The organism is Cupriavidus sp. SW-Y-13 (assembly GCF_009793345.1).
Classification (GTDB): domain Bacteria; phylum Pseudomonadota; class Gammaproteobacteria; order Burkholderiales; family Burkholderiaceae; genus Cupriavidus.
Genome location: NZ_WHLX01000002.1, coordinates 878747 through 894173 on the forward strand (window position 1 = coordinate 878747; position 15427 = coordinate 894173).

A 15427-nucleotide genomic window follows, 5' to 3' on the forward strand; every position below is an offset into this window, starting at 1 on the left:
GCAACATGCATAGCCAGAAACCTGGCGCCCGCATGGCCTTGCCGGCCATTGCAGCGGCGCTGGTGTGTGCCGGAGCCGGTGCAGCCCATGCCGACACCGCACCTTATCCCAATCGTCCGATCCGTGTGCTCGTGCCATCCGGCGCGGGCAGCGTGACCGACCAGACTGCCCGGCTGGTGGCGGAGCGCCTCTCGGTTGCGCTGAAGAAGCCGGTGGTGGTGGACAACCGTCCCGGCGCCAACGGCATCATCGCCAGCGAGATGGTGGCGCGCGCCGAGCCCGACGGGTACACGCTGCTGTTCACCTACTCGGCCACGATGACCGTGAACCCGTGGACCACGGCGAGCCTGCCCTATGACCCGGTAAAGGACTTCACCCCGATTGCGCGGCCCAGCGCTCCGGGCGGCAACCTGCTGGCGGTCACGTCCACCGTGCCGGTGCACAACCTCAAGGAACTGATCGCCTACGTCAAGGCGAGCCCCACGGAGCTGGCGTACTGCTCGTGGGGCGTGGGATCGGGCGGCCATCTGGCGATGGAGTATCTGAAAGCCAAGACCGGCATCCGGGTGCGCCACGTACCGTACAAGACGGCCGTCCAGTGCACCAATGACCTGGCGGCCGGGCACGTGACCATTGCGTTCACGGATTCCATGTCGGCCCTTCCGCATCTGAAGTCGGGGCGCATTCGCGGCGTGGCCGTGTCTGGTCCCGAACGCCTGTTGCCCGCGCCCAATGTGCCCACCATGGGCGAGCAGGGCGTGCCCTTCGAACAGGCGAGCTGGCTGGCGCTGTTCGGGCCCAAGGGGCTGCCCACGCCCATCGTTTCGCGTCTGAATGCCGAGGTGAATCGCATCCTGCAATCGCGCGAGGAACAGCAGCGCTTTGCGTCGATGTACCTGAAGCCAGGCAAGCCCTCCACGCCCGACGATCTCGGCCAGCTCGTACGCGCCGATCTGGCCGCCTGGGGCGATGTCGTGAAGATCGCGGGCGTCACGCCGCAGTAGCGATACGAATACGCAGGACACAAAACACAGAACACAAAACACAGAACGGGAGACAGCAGCGTGAGAGAGAAGAACGGAAGCCGATGGTTGTCTGGCGCGGCGCTCGGTACAAGCCTGGGCCTCGGCACTTGCCTGGCACTGGCCAGCGGCGGGGCCACGGCCATGACGGTGCAGTTGTTCGGCGTGGCCGACGCGTCGATCGAGTATGCGAAGGGTTCGCAAAGCGTGGTACGGATGCGTGAGGGCCAGCAGGCGGCGTCCCGTTGGGGGCTGCGTGGCATCGAAGACCTGGGCGGTGGCACCAAGGCCAACTTCCTGGTCGAGTCCGGTTTCAACATCGATACCGGCGCCGAGTTCTTCGGCAATGGCCGCCTGTTCGGCCGCCAGTCGTGGTTGGGACTGTCCAACGACACCTGGGGAGAGATTCGGCTGGGCCGGCAGTACACGCCGTCGTTCTATGCATTGCTGCGGCTGGACCCGTTCCTGCTGAACGGGATGGTGTCACCGTTCAATCTGTTGAGCGCCACGGCGTCGCAGGGCACCGGCCACGTGGCGTATGGCGCGCGCTTCGACAATGCCGTGCAGTACTTCTCGCCCAACTGGGGCGGCTTCGCGTTCGGTGCCGCCGTGGCGCCGGGCGAGGTACCGGGCAATCCGCGCTCGGGCACCAACTTCGGCATGAACGCGACGTATGAAGCCGGCAACGCGTATGCGTTCTACAGCTATCAGGGCATGTACACCGGCACCAACCTGCCGCAGGTGCCCACCGTGCTGACGTCGAACCACTTCCTGGGTGGCTCGTACCGTTTCAAGCCCGTAGAGGTCGGATTGCTGCTCGCGCAGGCCAGCAGCAAGCTCGCCGCGACACGGGTGGCGCGGCACTACGGCATCACGTTCAGCTGGAACGTCACGCAGAAAGACACGTTCAAGGCCGTGGCGATCAAGCGGCAGATACTGGGTGGCGGCGAGCGTCCCTGGAGCATGACCATCGGCTGGGACCACGATCTCAGCAAGCGCACCACCGCCTACCTGCGCGCGGTCTACGTGCATAACAGTCCGGGCGGCAGCGTGACCAACAACAGCATCGCCATCGATCCCGGCAGCGGCGACGATGCACGCTCGATCAGCGTGGGCCTGCGCCACCGGTTCTGACCGACGGCTGGCGAGCCATCCCGGCCGCGTTGCTGGAGGCGTTCGGCGGGAAGGGGACCGCCAGTGACTGCGCCAGCGAGGCATTGGCTCAAGTTACGGCACTCACGAATGCCTCGAAGGCGCTGGCTTCCACCGGCGGACAGAAGAAGTAGCCTTGACCGTAGTCGCAGCCGGCAGCCACAAGGATGTCGCGTTGCGACTCGGTTTCCACGCCCTCGGCAATCACGCGGATACGCAGCGCATGCGCCATGCTGATGATGGCCCGGCACAGGGCCACGTCGTCCGGACCGCGCGTCAGTGAACGGATGAAGGAGCGGTCGATCTTGATGTAGTCGATATCCAGGCGGCGCAGGTACGACAAGGACGAATAGCCCGTCCCGAAATCGTCGAGCGCGATCTCGATGCCCGCGGCCTGGAAGCGAGAGAGCTGATCCATGGCATCGATGCTTTGCTCCATCAGCGAGCCTTCCGTAATCTCGATGACAAGACCGCCAACTGGCACCCTCCGGCGCTCGATCATGCTGGACCAGGACTCGGGACCGCTCGCCGGCGCGCGGAACTCGATAGGGGATTTGTTGACCGATATCTGGAAGTCCTTGCCCAGCAGCGCCTGCCAGCGCGCGAGCTGATCCACGGCCTCCGCCAGTACCCAGCGGCCAATATCGATAATGAGGCCGGACTCCTCCGCAACCGCGATGAAGTCCGCCGGAGGGATGGGTCCACGCAGCGGGTGGTTCCAGCGAATGAGGGCTTCCGCCTTGCAGACCTTGCCTGTGCGCAGATCGACGATGGGCTGGTAGTGCAGCGCGAACTGATTCGACGCGAGCGCCGTACGGAGGTCCTGTGTGATGCGCAGACGCTCCCGCTCGGCTTGCAGCAGGGATTGGGTGAACACCTTCCAGCGATTGCGGCCTTCCTCCTTGGCGGCAAACATCGCGTGGTCGGCGTACACCAGCAGGGCCTCGGCATTGTCGGCATCCTTTGGGAACGTTGCCACGCCAATGCTTGCAGACACCTCCACAAGCTCGCCGGCCAGGCGATAGGGCGCGGCAATCTGTTTCAGGATGGCCTCCGCGATGTTCGCGGCAACGCCGGCGTCGCCCACCTCGGGCAGGATCACCGTGAACTCGTCGCCGGCCAGCCGCGCAACGGTGTCCGATGCGCGCACCGATCCGGCAATGCGGCGGGCCGCCTCAAGTAGCAACTGGTCGCCCTGATCGTGGCCAAGGGTATCGTTCACTTCCTTGAACCGATCCAGATCGATGAACAACAGGCCCAGCACATGTTGCGTGCCGCGCGAACGCTCGATCTCTTGCTCCAGGCGTCCGAAGAACAGGCGGCGGTTGGGCAGGTCAGTCAGCGCGTCGAAGTTTGCCTGATGCCGGATGACTTCCTCCGCCTGGCGTTTCTCGGTGATGTCATGGATCAGCGCGACCCGACGGCGCTCCCCATACGCGTGGTGCAGATAGGTGTCCACGGTCAGGTAGGCAGGAAACTCGCTGCCGTCCTTGCAACGAATCGAGAATTCGCCGCTCCAACTGCCCTTGGCTTTTAGCGAGGCCCGCAGGCGTTCGACCAGCCCGGCCGCATTGGCAGTGCCGTTGAGGCAATACCCTGGGCGGCCCCTGATCTCCTCGGCGGCATAGCCTGTGGCCGTGGCAAAGGCCGGGTTCACATCGATAATGGTGCCGTCGAGCGACGTCACCACCATGGCCTCGCTGCTGGACGAATAGACGATAGAAGCTAGCCGCATCTCCTCCAGATGGCGCTGTCGCTCCGCCATGGAGCGGCGCAGGCTGTAGTACAGCAGGCCAAGCAGCAGTGTGGAAGCAATCGCACCGGCGAAGGCCACGCGACTATAGACCTTGTACGGGGCCAGCACTAGGTCGACCGACTGACCGACCACGAAATTGAGTCCGAACTCCGGCACGCGGGAATAGCCGAAGACCCGTTCGACGTTCTCCGAGCCCGACACCGCCCTGTAGCTGCCAGACGGGGGCGCATTGCTGGCGAGGTAAGGCCGGTTGCTCACCAACTTTGCAAGCGACCCCTCCAGGGCCGGCAAACGCGCAAGGACCTGGCCGGAATTCTTGATGACCGACGCCACTTCACCATCCCGGTTGGTGAACGTCTGTGCAAAGCTGGCGAACTGCTCCGGACTGACGGAGACCACGATGACGCCATCGAAGCGGCCGTCGCGCAGGATGGGGCGCGTAAACTGGATCGACCATTTGCGCGAGACTTTTCCCTTCACCGGATCGCTGATGAACAGCATGTCACGCCCAGCCGCGTTCTGATGAAACCGGAAATGCTCGCGGTCGCTGAGATCGACCCTCTCGCCAGCGGCCGGCGGCGCGATGGACGAGTAGATGAGCAGCCCGTGCTTGTCGATCACTGCTACCTGGAACGACAAGTCCACGACCAGGTTCTGCCGCTCGCGCACCATGTTGACGAATCCTGTCTCGCCCACCAACCACCCGGCCCGCAGCGCGAGGAGAAATTCCGAGAGTCTCAGGATGCTGGATTTCGAGTACGCGCCAAAGGCCACTGCTTCCGCTTGCGTGCGTGTAGCGGCATCGCGCAGCAAGCGGTCCCGCTCGTTCACGAGCTGGAACGTCGCAAACGCCCATGTTGCGATCAACCATGCCGCCGCCGCCAGATTCAACGGGGAAAATATCTGACGTAGTCGATGAAGGGCTTTGCCATTCAGGCTGGTCGAACGTTCTGGCATCAAATGGGTCTTGCCGCGCTGCGAAGAATCGTTGTCGATAGCAGGCTAGTCGAGGTGAGCCAAGCCGACAAGCATTACCGCCGCGGCCTGGACGTCCTCGCGTGAAGTCGACTTTCCTGCGTCGAAAACATCACGTCACCGTCCTTTTTCAACTGTATGTTTCCTGCCTGCGGGGCTGAAAGCGGTGATAGCGTTGAATCAGGAAGTTCAACGGCCATCCCCTGGCGAAATTTAGGCAATCCGTTATCGCCAGCAGAATGACCGCCTGAACGAGGCGAGTGCCAGGCGAGGGGGGGCTCTGACGATTGGCCGTCATCGTGCTAGGGTTCGCCCATGACAATCTGGAGGCAAACATGGACCTGGACCTTGGCGGCAAGCGTGTGTTGATTACCGGGGGCAGTCGTGGCATCGGCCTGGCCTGCGCCAGAGCCTTCCTGCGCGAGGGCGCAAAGGTTGCGATTGTCGGACGTAGCGAGACAAATCTTTCGGCAGCGCTGACCACACTGGCTGGCGATTTTCCAGCCGCTGACGTGGTATCCGCGTCCGCCGACCTCATCGACGCGAAAAGCGCGGAGCGTGCGGTGGATGAGGTTGTGGCCGCGCTAGGCGGTATCGATATCCTCGTGACATCGGCGGGCGGCGCGCGTCGGACCCCTTTCACGGATCTCACCCCACAAGCATGGCGCGATGCCATGGATGCGAAGTATTTCAGCTACATCAATGTCATCGATCCGGTCATCAAGCGGATGGGACAGGCAGGCAGTGGCGCGATCGTCAACATTGTGGGGATGGGTGGCAAGGTCCCCAGCCCAACCCATTTGCCGGGTGGCGCAGCCAACGCCGCCCTGATGCTGGCGACGGCAGGGCTGGCAAACGCCTACGGACGATCTGGCGTGCGGGTCAATGCGGTCAATCCTTCCGTCACCCGTACGGAAAGACTCAACCAGGGGCTGGAGGCCGAAGCGAAACTGGCCGGCACGACCATCGAAGAGGCGCTGCGCAAAGCCAATGACCGCACCGGGCCGGGAAGGCTGGCGAAGCCCGAGGAAATCGCAGATGCCGTGCTGTTCCTCGCATCGGCGCGCGCCAGCTACATCTCCGGCGCCATACTTTCGATCGATGGTGCCACCACACCGCTTGTGGTCTGAACGTTTGCGGTCTGAACACGGGCGACGGCAAATCCGGTCAGCCCGTTACAACGCGGCAGAGCAGGGCGCGCGTATCCGGGCCAATGCGTGACCTAACAGCGGATCAGCCGCCTCAGAACCTCCGCATGCCCGGGATGCGCTGTCGTGATCGACGCGACATCCGCAAGCTCGAACTCACTGAACTCGAACCCGGGCGCCACCGTACAACCCGCCAAGGAATAGCCAGCGCCGCCGCTGGCACCCGGCACACGTTCCGCGGCAAACCAGCAGCCAGCGGGCACCACGGCCTGAAAGACCGTATCCGGATCCACCAACGGATTCCCGAGCCGATGCGTGACCAGCGTTCCGGCCGAATCCAGCCAGTGCACATGAAGCGGATCACCAGCGTAGAAGTGCCAGATCTCATCCGAGCGAATACGGTGCCACGCTGAATACGCCGCATCGCAAAGCAGGTAGTAGATCGCCGTGGACGCTGAACGCGCTTCACCATCAACGGTACGCGTCACGCGCGCCTCGTCACGATAAGTCTCACGGTAAAAGCCGCCCTCGGGGTGCGGCACCAGGCCAAGCTGCGCAATCAGGCGCTGTTGCGGAGTGTCTGACATCTTGAATATGCGAACCGGGAAGGCAGCCATCATAGCTGCCCAAAGCCGAGAAAGCCGAGAAAGCCGAGAACGCCCTCACCGGAATTGCAGGGATGTGGAGGCGCGGCATTATTAAAGAAATCGATCAGGCATACAAGAAAAGCAAGTTAGACCCACACGTGCTTTCGCCGTTACGCTCCATATGGATAAGCAGGTAAGACCACAGGAGACACCCTATGAAAACTCACTCCCAACCGGTGACCAGCGTTCCACGGCGCCGGCACTTTCTGGCGCGCGGTGCCGCATTGGCCATGGGAGGCCTGTTGGGCGCCCATGGCAGGTCAATTCTCGCCGCGCAGCTCGGACGGGACATGCCCTTTGAGAACGGGCACCGTGAACTTGTCGCATTTCCCCAGAAGCGGCCACTGATCCTGCTGACGAATCGACCGCCGCAGTTGGAAACGCCTTTCGAGATTTTCAATGAAGGGCCAATTACCCCGAACGATGCCTTTTTCGTGCGCTACCACTGGAGCGGCATCCCGACGTCCATCGATGCTGCGACGTATCGGCTCAAGATTGACGGCCATGTCGGACGACCCTTGGATTTGAGTCTCGGCGAATTGCGCAAGATGGGCAAGACGGTTGAAGTTGTCGCCGTAAACCAGTGCTCGGGAAATAGTCGCGGTTTCTTCTCACCTCGCGTGAATGGCGGACAGTTGGGTAACGGTGCCATGGGAAACGCGCGTTGGACAGGAATTCCCCTTCGTACGGTGCTGGAAAAGGCGGGGGTGAAATCAGGCGCAGTGGCGGTGTCGTTCGACGGGCTCGACCGGCCGCCACTGGAAGGCGGACCCGATTTCATGAAGGCATTGACGCTGGACCATGCGATGGACGGAGAAGTCATGCTCGCATGGCAGATGAATGGCAAGGAGTTGCCTTTCCTCAACGGCTATCCCCTGCGTCTGGTGGTGCCAGGCTACTACGGGACTTACTGGGTCAAGCACCTCTCCCATATTGAAGTCCTCGACAAGCCGTTCGACGGGTTCTGGGTCAAGTCGGCGTACCGCATCCCGAAGAATGACTGCGCTTGCGTGGAACCAGGGACGACGCCCAGCGAGACCGTGCCGATTGGCCGATTCAACGTCCGATCGTTCATCACCAGCCACGGCCACAACCAGACCCTGCGCGCGGATGCGAAGACCACGATCAAAGGCATCGCGTTCGACGGTGGTAGCGGCATCGCGGAGGTTTCGCTTTCCGACGACGGTGGCAAGACGTGGCACCCGACAACGCTCGGGAAGGATCTGGGAAAGTATTCATTTCGGGAGTGGCGCATCGATTATCAACCCTCCAGGAAGGGCAATCTCGAGCTCTGCGTGAGAGCCCGCAGCCGGGCGGGAGAGATCCAGCCCATGACGCCGCGCTGGAACCCCGCCGGCTATATGCGCAATGTCGTGGAAGTCACGCAGGTTGTGGTGATCTGAGGGAGCGCGCGATGAAAACAACTCGAGTCGTCATTGGTATTGCCGCCGCAGCGCTCGCCAGTTCCTTGGCGTGGGCCGCGCCTAAAGAAATCAAGTTGCCGCAGGAGACTGCCATTTACAAGCCGAGCACCCTGCCAGGTTACAACCTCGCATTGCAAAACTGCATGACTTGCCATTCGGCGCAATACGTCAGTACACAGCCATCCACTTCACCCCGCGCCTATTGGGATGCAACGGTAAAGAAGATGAAGAAGCCTTTCGGTGCGCCGCTGAAGGATGAGGACGTCGAGCCCATCGTGGACTACCTCGTCAAGACATATGGTGCGGAGGCGAAGAAGACGGCAGCCAGGGAGGCGTCTGCAGCCACCCCGCACTAATACGGTAGCCAGATCGCGTGGCTGCGCAAGATAAAAATCCTTGCCTGGACGAGGCGCGCAGAACAGCGCGGCCTCGTTCTCCACGATGTTACTTGGCAGTGGGCATGGCGAATTCCGCGCCGCGCGCCGTGTCGTTCGGCCACCGTTGCATGATGCTCTTCTGCCGAGTGTAGAACCGCACGCCTTCTTCGCCGTATGCGTGCGTATCGCCAAACAACGAGCGCTTCCAGCCTCCAAAGCCGTGCCATGCCATCGGGACAGGAATGGGCACGTTGATACCGACCATCCCCACTTCGATGCGGCGACCAAACTCACGAGCCACCTGACCATCACGCGTATAGCAGGCGACGCCGTTGCCGAATTCGTGTGCGTTGACCAGCTTCACCGCTTCTGCGAAATCATCCACGCGCACGCATGACAGCACCGGACCGAAGATCTCTTCCTTGTAGATGCGCATCTCGGGCGTAACGTTGTCGAACAGCGTGCCGCCAGTGAAGAAGCCTTGCTCGTGGCCGGGGACCTTGTAATTCCGGCCATCGACGACGAGCTTCGCGCCTTCTTCGACGCCAAGCGCAATGTAGTTCTCGATCCGTTCAAGCGCTTGCCCGGTGACAACCGGGCCCATTTCGGCGTCGGCCTCCATGCCGTTCTTGATGATCAGTTCGCGTGCGCGGGCTTCCAGCTTCGGCATGATCTTGTCGGCCACATCGCCAACGAGCACCGCAACGGAAATCGCCATGCAGCGCTCGCCAGCGGAACCGTAGGCAGCGCCGATCAATCCGTCCACGGCCTGGTCGATGTCTGCATCGGGCATCACCACCATGTGGTTCTTCGCGCCGCCTAGTGCCTGGACGCGCTTGCCAAGCTTCGCGCCCGTTTCGTAGATGTAGTTCGCAATCGGGGTGGAGCCCACGAAGCTGACCGCCTTGACGTCTTCGTGATGGAGGAGGGCATCCACCACGGTCTTGTCACCTTGGACGACATTGAACACGCCGTCGGGCAGTCCCGCTTCCTTGAGCAGGCGAGCCATGAAAAGCGATGCGGAGGGATCGCGCTCGCTCGGCTTGAGGATGAAGCAATTGCCCGTTGCGATCGCAACCGGGAACATCCAGCACGGGACCATGCACGGGAAGTTGAACGGCGTGATTCCTGCAACCACGCCGAGCGGTTGGCGCAGCGTCCAGTTATCCATGCCGGTCGACACCTGATCCGTGAAGTCGCCCTTCAGTAGTTGCGGCACGCCACAGGCGAATTCGATGATGTCGATGCCACGGCTGACTTCGCCCGCTGCGTCGCTGAGGACCTTGCCGTGCTCGGCGGTGATGATCGCCGCAAGCTCGTCTTTGTGCTGATTCATAAGCTCCAAAAACTTCAGCATCACCCGGGCGCGTCGAATGGGCGGCGTATCTGCCCACTTGGGAAATGCCGCGACTGCCGAGGCGACTGCGGCGTCGACGTCTTCGACGGTCCCCAGGCGAACCTGCCGTGCTACCGCGCCGGTGGCGGGATTGAAGACGGCCTGCGACCGCTTGCCATTGCCTGCATACGGCTCGCCGGAAATGAAATGAATGACCTCGGACGTGTTGGTATAGGGCGCAGTCATGGGCATCTCCTGTCAGTACGGGGCGGGAGGAATCGTCCTCCGCGTTGTGGATGCCTGCAGTGTATGGACCGCCCTGAGCCCTCGGTAGTCCGGTGGCGCCGAACTTACTGTTCAGGAATTTGATCCGGTGGCATGCTACGGCTACGAAATATCAACCGAATATGTGCGGTTTAGGGAGCATGGGGATGCGCAAAGAGAACGTCGAAGAACTCTGGGAACACCTGCATTGGCTGGTTGTTCTGCAGCAGCAAGGCAGTTTCAGCAAGGCCGCCGCGCGTCTCGGCGTCAGCAAGGCGTCCATGAGCCAGCACATTACCGACCTTGAAAAGGCAACCGGCATCGCGCTGGTTCAGAGGACCACACGCAGCGCGAGCCTGACCGATGCTGGTCGGCAACTGGTGGAGTCGATGCGCGGCGCCTTCGAGCAGATCGCCACGGGCTACGCCAATGTTCGAGACCTGGCCGGGGCGCCAAGGGGATTTCTGCGCGTGACCGCTCCCGTGGCATTTGCCAGACAACAGCTTGTGCCTCGTCTTCCGGAGTTCCTGCGGAAGTATCCCCAGATCCAGTTGGAACTGGATATGTCGGATCGCCTGCGGCCGCTGGCGCAAGAGGGTTTTGACATTGCAGTCCGTCATACGTCAGCCCCGCCGGAAACCCATGTCGCATGGACGCTGTCGTCGACACGCGCGATTCTGGTCGCGAGCAGGGCGTACCTGCGCAGCCGAGGGTCTCCCGAAACGCCGCAAGCCTTGGTTGACCACGCCTGTTTGCACTATCCGAGGCGGCAAGGGGCGACTACCTGGACGTTCGTGCCGTCGGTGGCAAGTCCGGGGTCGAAGCATGCCGATCCAGTGACTGTCCCGGTCACCGGGCCGCTGACCGTGAACAATAGTGAAGCATTGCGTGATGCAGCGATCGAAGGGGTGGGCATCGCATTGCTTCCGGACTTCAGCGCCCAATCCGCTCTGGAGACCGGCCGCCTGGTCGAAGTGTTGCCGCAGTGGCGATCGACAGGGGCATTTGGCGATTGGTTGTACGCCATTCGCCCTTACTCTGCGCACGCTTCACGCGTGTCGCAGGTGTTTGTGGATTACCTGCGAGAGATCTATTCGGAGGGTTTTGCATCCACTCCACCGGCGCTGATCTGAACCATGCAGAAACAAGTAGCGGACAGCACGAGCATCGCCAGATTCTGGATGCCATTGTGCGACGCGACGCTGACCGGGCAGAGCAACTCGGTGGCATCGCATACCAATCTCGCGCGCAAACGCGTCACCGAATACATCTCGCAAAGCGCCATTGGCACAATGTCCTTGCAGGACATGACAGGAAATGCCGGTGTCGCCTTGAGCTTGCCTCTGTGAAGTAGGCGGATTCAGCGGATTCTTCCTGTCTTCCTTGTTCGACCAGAGTGCTCAAGCGGAATCGTGTTCATCCTTCGTTAGCCTGCAGCCCTAGACCGGTAAGGGATAAAGCCGCCCTATAGGCGATAGCGCTGATTTTTTGGTCTCGGGGCCGAGGGCTTTCGGCAACTTGCACGCCGAGCGGCGGAGCAATCGTGAGCACTCTTGTTGCAGGGAAGAGAATTGACGCAAAGGTGGGCACTGTAGGGCAAGCAGTTACCGGGTGCTGAATGCTGACCTTCGAGATGCCGAAGCCGATCGTCAGAATCTTTAGAATCTGACGTCGGCAAGGACTCTTGCCGACCCATCTGAGACGACTGCGCCATCGTCGTGGAGTGACCGGAAGTTGTCGGACTGCGGACATTGGTCGAGCCGGCGACTGTCGTCAGGCGACAAACAGCGCCGGTTTAGGCTTGAGCTGCATTTGCGAAGAATTGCAACCACGGCTGGCTCCTCACACGCGCAGCAGAAGGGTCCGGGCGATCAAAATGAGTGACGCATGCCGATGAGAGCACCAAATTGGTTTTGCCCGGGATTCGAATTGCCAAACGACTTGCCGCCATCGAAGAATCCGAGATTCGCGGAGCCCTTGTTGACCGGCTTGCGGCGATGATGCCCGTCGACATGCGAACGGAGCTGGAGCCGTTGCCCGGAAGGTGATTGTCGACGGCCGCATCTGTATTCGTGCCGTACTTCTTTGCCTCTATGCCTCAATCGTAAAGCTGCTAGGAACTGGCGAACCACTTTACTGGGATCGACTTACGTTCGCATTGGCCGGAGACCTTGCCATCGTGAATCTGAGCGACGAGAGCATGGAGCGAGGTTTCGTGGCATTTGAATATGTACCAGGCATGCCATTGTGGCCATTTCTCCGCAGCATGAATCTCAATCTCGGCAGCCTCCCACTCGATCGCGACGCTTGCCGTTCCTAGCAAATCATCGCTTGCCCCCTTGACTTCGCTATTCTTGGCACCAACCAGCGTGGCATCGCTGAAGGCTAGATGAAAGCCGGCCCGACCATCATGCGCGATGGCCCACTACCGCGCGGTATCCAGGCAGCCATCCAACACGAGTTGCATCGTCATCGCCATGAATTCGAAGTCCAGCCTTGTCCTCGTCGTTGCCATGCTGGCAATGGCTGTACAGGCGCGGGCCGGCACGCCGGACAGCGCCTTGCTCATCATCTCGAAGACCGATCACGTCGTGGAAGTTCGCGATCCCGTGTCATTTGCGGTACGTAAGCGCATCCCCGTGGGGCCCGATCCTCACGAGATCGAAGTCTCGGCCGACGGCCGCAGCGCATATGTGTCCAACCCCGGCTACGGCGCGCTCCATGAGATTGACGTGCTGGACCTGCCATCCGGCAAGCGGCGAGTCCGTTTCGATACGCTGCCGTTGCTGGGCCCGCATGGTCTGGCACTTGTCAACAACCAGCTCTGGTTCACCGCGCAGGGCTCCAAGGCCATTGGCTGGCTCGATCCTCAAACGGGCCGCGTCGAATGGGCCATGGGGACCGGGCAGGATACGACCCATATGATCCACGTGGCGCCTGATGGTCAGCACGTTTATGCCACCAATGTGAGCTCTGGAACGGTCAGCGTACTGGAGCAAAAGCTCGTGATGCCGGCAATGCCACCGACCGGGGTGATGCCGCCCGCGGCTAAGCCGCGGATGGATTGGGTGCAGACGCTGGTGCCGGTGGGGCAGGGCGCCGAGGGGTTCGACGTATCGCCGGACGGTCGCGAGCTCTGGACCGTTACCCCTACAGGCGCAATCGTCATCGTCAACACTGGGCTTCGAGCCGTGACAGCAACCATCGAAAGCGGCCTAGAGGGCGCGCATCGAATCCGGTTCACTCCCGATGGGCTACGCGCATTGGTGGTCAGCGTCAAAACCGGAAACGTGGCGTTTTATGACGTTCGAACACATGCATTGCTGAAGTCGCTCAAGACCGGGCGCGGTGCGGGTATCTACATGGACGCCGCTGGCAACCGCGCGCTGATTTCCTGTACTCCTGACAACTTCGTCGCTGTGCTCGATCTTGCGACAATGCAGGAGACCGAGCGAATTCCGGTTGGTCGACCCGACGGTATCGCCATTGCGAGATTTGAAACGGTGCAGCGATAGGATCGCTAGGCCGCAGGTCCATGGCGTTTCGCAGTCACGGAGTTATCTTGAGGGTCACCAAGCGGTCTAGAGGCGAACAATTGGCGGTGGGGTATCCCAGGGTTGCGACCGTCGCATGACATAAAAGAACTGTATGTCAAACATAACAAAGCAGGATTGGATTTATATCTTTTGTACGCCCATCATGTGCAGCACTGATACCCTTACTCGACTCCATAAATGCAACAAAATGCGATTATTTGGCCGGAAGGATTCCTGCCGGGCTTCACTGAGAATTTCGCCTCCAATGAGGTCATCGTTTCGGACTTAAGTGCGGCCGAGATCTGGCCATTCCTAAGTCTTCCGGCGCGCTGGCCAACGTACTATGCAAACTCAGCCAACGTGCGCTTCTATGATGGCAAGGGGCCTGAACTTGGTGTTGGCGATCGCTTTTACTTTGAGACCTTCGGTTTCCCCGTAGAGGCTCAATGCACAGAGTACGTGCCTCCTACCGAGGGGCACGCGGCGCGCGTGGCATGGCACGGTTGGGCAGGCAATCCCGGTGCCGACGACAGGCTCGATGTGCATCACGCATGGCTGGTCGAAGACCTGGCTGGCGGGCGCGTGCGGATTCTGACGCAAGAAACCCAGAAGGGAAAGCCGGCTGAGGCGTTGAAGAACACCAAGCCAAATCCGATGATCAATGGTCATCAGGACTGGCTGGAGGGCATGCTCACTGCCGCGCGCGCGGCCAAGCAGCCGAAGTAGCTCTTGTGTGCTCCTCGGCAGTTTCGACTGCGGTCGCACAGCTAAGCATGTTGACGTGAATGGCGCGATGCGCTTGTACCTGGTCGGGCGCGCGTGTCGGCGCAGACTTCGAAAAGCTGCGCTCGGAGCCAGCGATGTGCTGCGTCGCGATGGGTGCGCTTGTGCCAGATTGCAGTCTTGGTGAACCCAGGAAGGGCTATGGGCGGCTCGAATGTTCTTATACCTTCGATGCCCGCAACCAGGCGACTGGGGAGTACGGCCACCAAGTCGCTCGTCCGCAAGATTTCCGGCACGATCAGAAAGGATTGGACCGAGAGGCTGACTTGTCGACGTTTGTCGAGTTGTTCCAAGGCTTCATCGGTAACGCCGCGGAATTCATCGCCGCTATATGACACTAAAGCATGCTCCAGCGAGCAGAACTGGTCGAGTGTTAATTGGTTGCCGTCCTGTATTGCGGGATGGTCCTCCCGAATCGCGCAGACATAATGTTCAACGAATAGCTCGCGGGCGTGCAGGTCGGGAGACGCCTTCTCGGGTGTGACCAGCGCCAGGTCGATCTCCGCCCGTTCAAGTCGTGCGGGGATCTGGTCTCCCTCGACAGATACTAGAGACAGTTTGGTATTCGGCGCTCGTTGCTTAAGTGCCTTGAGAAGGGGCAGGGCGACAGCACGTAGAGCATAGTCGGTCGCGGCGATACGAAACGTTTGCCGCGAGGTCAGTGGGTCGAAGGTCGTCGTCGACAACAAGGCATTGATTTCACTCATCACCTGTTTGAGCGGGCCAGCCAATTCCAACGCGCGTTGCGTGGGCACAATGCCGCGCGATGCCCGGACGAAGAGGGGGTCTCCGAACGTTTCCCTTAGCCGCGTAAGCATGCTGCTCATGGCAGGTTGCGTGACGCCGAGCCGAGACGCCGCCCGCGTGACATTGCGTTCGTCCATCAGCGCGTCCAACGCCTTGAGCAAATTAAAGTCGACGGCTTTGAGGTCTTTCATGGGCAACGGAGTGAATTGTGTTTGTGGCAGATGGGTCCAACACAGGTTCTAGACGTCTGTCTGCCCGGA

At 61.1% G+C, this 15427-nt stretch carries 13 protein-coding genes; 9 read left to right on the top strand and 4 right to left on the bottom strand.

The features are described 5' to 3' along the window. The first annotated feature begins 5 nt into the window (after positions 1–5). On the top strand, positions 6–1004 hold the full coding sequence (locus tag GA566_RS19680) for a tripartite tricarboxylate transporter substrate binding protein (protein ID WP_137927211.1): 999 nt from the start codon (positions 6–8) through the stop codon (positions 1002–1004). Between the two features lie 114 nt (positions 1005–1118). Beyond that, entirely contained in the window at positions 1119–2156 is a 1038-nt protein-coding gene (locus tag GA566_RS19685; protein WP_255459592.1) for a porin, read from the top strand. A gap of 88 nt (positions 2157–2244) precedes the next feature. Here the strand turns inward: GA566_RS19685 and GA566_RS19690 are convergent, their stop codons facing one another. After that, the gene (locus tag GA566_RS19690; RefSeq protein WP_160473772.1) at positions 2245–4887 is read right to left on the bottom strand and encodes an EAL domain-containing protein; all 2643 of its coding nucleotides are present in this window, start codon (positions 4885–4887) and stop codon (positions 2245–2247) included. Positions 4888–5240: 353 nt separating this feature from the next. On the opposite strand from GA566_RS19690, the gene GA566_RS19695 reads away from it, so the two are divergent. Beyond that, positions 5241–6035, top strand: a complete 795-nt coding sequence (locus GA566_RS19695; protein WP_160473773.1) for an SDR family oxidoreductase — start codon at positions 5241–5243, stop codon at positions 6033–6035. Positions 6036–6127: 92 nt separating this feature from the next. Here GA566_RS19695 and GA566_RS19700 read toward each other — a convergent pair whose 3' ends face one another. Continuing rightward, a complete protein-coding gene (locus tag GA566_RS19700) occupies positions 6128–6640 on the bottom strand; it encodes a cupin domain-containing protein (protein ID WP_137927208.1) in 513 nt (170 codons plus the stop codon). Between the two features lie 215 nt (positions 6641–6855). Here GA566_RS19700 and GA566_RS19705 point away from each other — a divergent pair, with 215 nt between their 5' ends. Beyond that, positions 6856–8103, top strand: coding sequence for a molybdopterin-dependent oxidoreductase (locus GA566_RS19705; protein ID WP_370459328.1), 1248 nt, complete (start codon positions 6856–6858; stop codon positions 8101–8103). A gap of 11 nt (positions 8104–8114) precedes the next feature. Next, the gene (locus tag GA566_RS19710; RefSeq protein WP_160473774.1) at positions 8115–8480 is read left to right on the top strand and encodes a cytochrome c; all 366 of its coding nucleotides are present in this window, start codon (positions 8115–8117) and stop codon (positions 8478–8480) included. Positions 8481–8568: 88 nt separating this feature from the next. On the opposite strand, the gene GA566_RS19715 is transcribed toward GA566_RS19710, so the two are convergent. Continuing rightward, the gene (locus tag GA566_RS19715) at positions 8569–10083 is read right to left on the bottom strand and encodes a CoA-acylating methylmalonate-semialdehyde dehydrogenase (RefSeq protein ID WP_160473775.1); all 1515 of its coding nucleotides are present in this window, start codon (positions 10081–10083) and stop codon (positions 8569–8571) included. Between the two features lie 185 nt (positions 10084–10268). Between GA566_RS19715 and GA566_RS19720 the strand changes: the two genes are divergently transcribed. The 4 genes from GA566_RS19720 to GA566_RS19735 all read left to right on the top strand — a co-directional run bounded on the left by GA566_RS19720 (position 10269) and on the right by GA566_RS19735 (position 14363). Beyond that, the gene (locus tag GA566_RS19720; protein ID WP_160474672.1) at positions 10269–11234 is read left to right on the top strand and encodes a LysR family transcriptional regulator; all 966 of its coding nucleotides are present in this window, start codon (positions 10269–10271) and stop codon (positions 11232–11234) included. A gap of 3 nt (positions 11235–11237) precedes the next feature. Further along, positions 11238–11450, top strand: coding sequence for a hypothetical protein (locus tag GA566_RS19725; protein ID WP_160473776.1), 213 nt, complete (start codon positions 11238–11240; stop codon positions 11448–11450). A 1128-nt stretch (positions 11451–12578) separates the two neighbouring features. Next, positions 12579–13616, top strand: coding sequence for a YncE family protein (locus tag GA566_RS19730; protein ID WP_160473777.1), 1038 nt, complete (start codon positions 12579–12581; stop codon positions 13614–13616). Between the two features lie 219 nt (positions 13617–13835). Next, on the top strand, positions 13836–14363 hold the full coding sequence (locus tag GA566_RS19735; RefSeq protein ID WP_160473778.1) for an SRPBCC domain-containing protein: 528 nt from the start codon (positions 13836–13838) through the stop codon (positions 14361–14363). A 41-nt stretch (positions 14364–14404) separates the two neighbouring features. On the opposite strand, the gene GA566_RS19740 is transcribed toward GA566_RS19735, so the two are convergent. Further along, a complete protein-coding gene (locus GA566_RS19740) occupies positions 14405–15358 on the bottom strand; it encodes a LysR family transcriptional regulator (protein ID WP_160473779.1) in 954 nt (317 codons plus the stop codon). Positions 15359–15427: the final 69 nt, after the last annotated feature.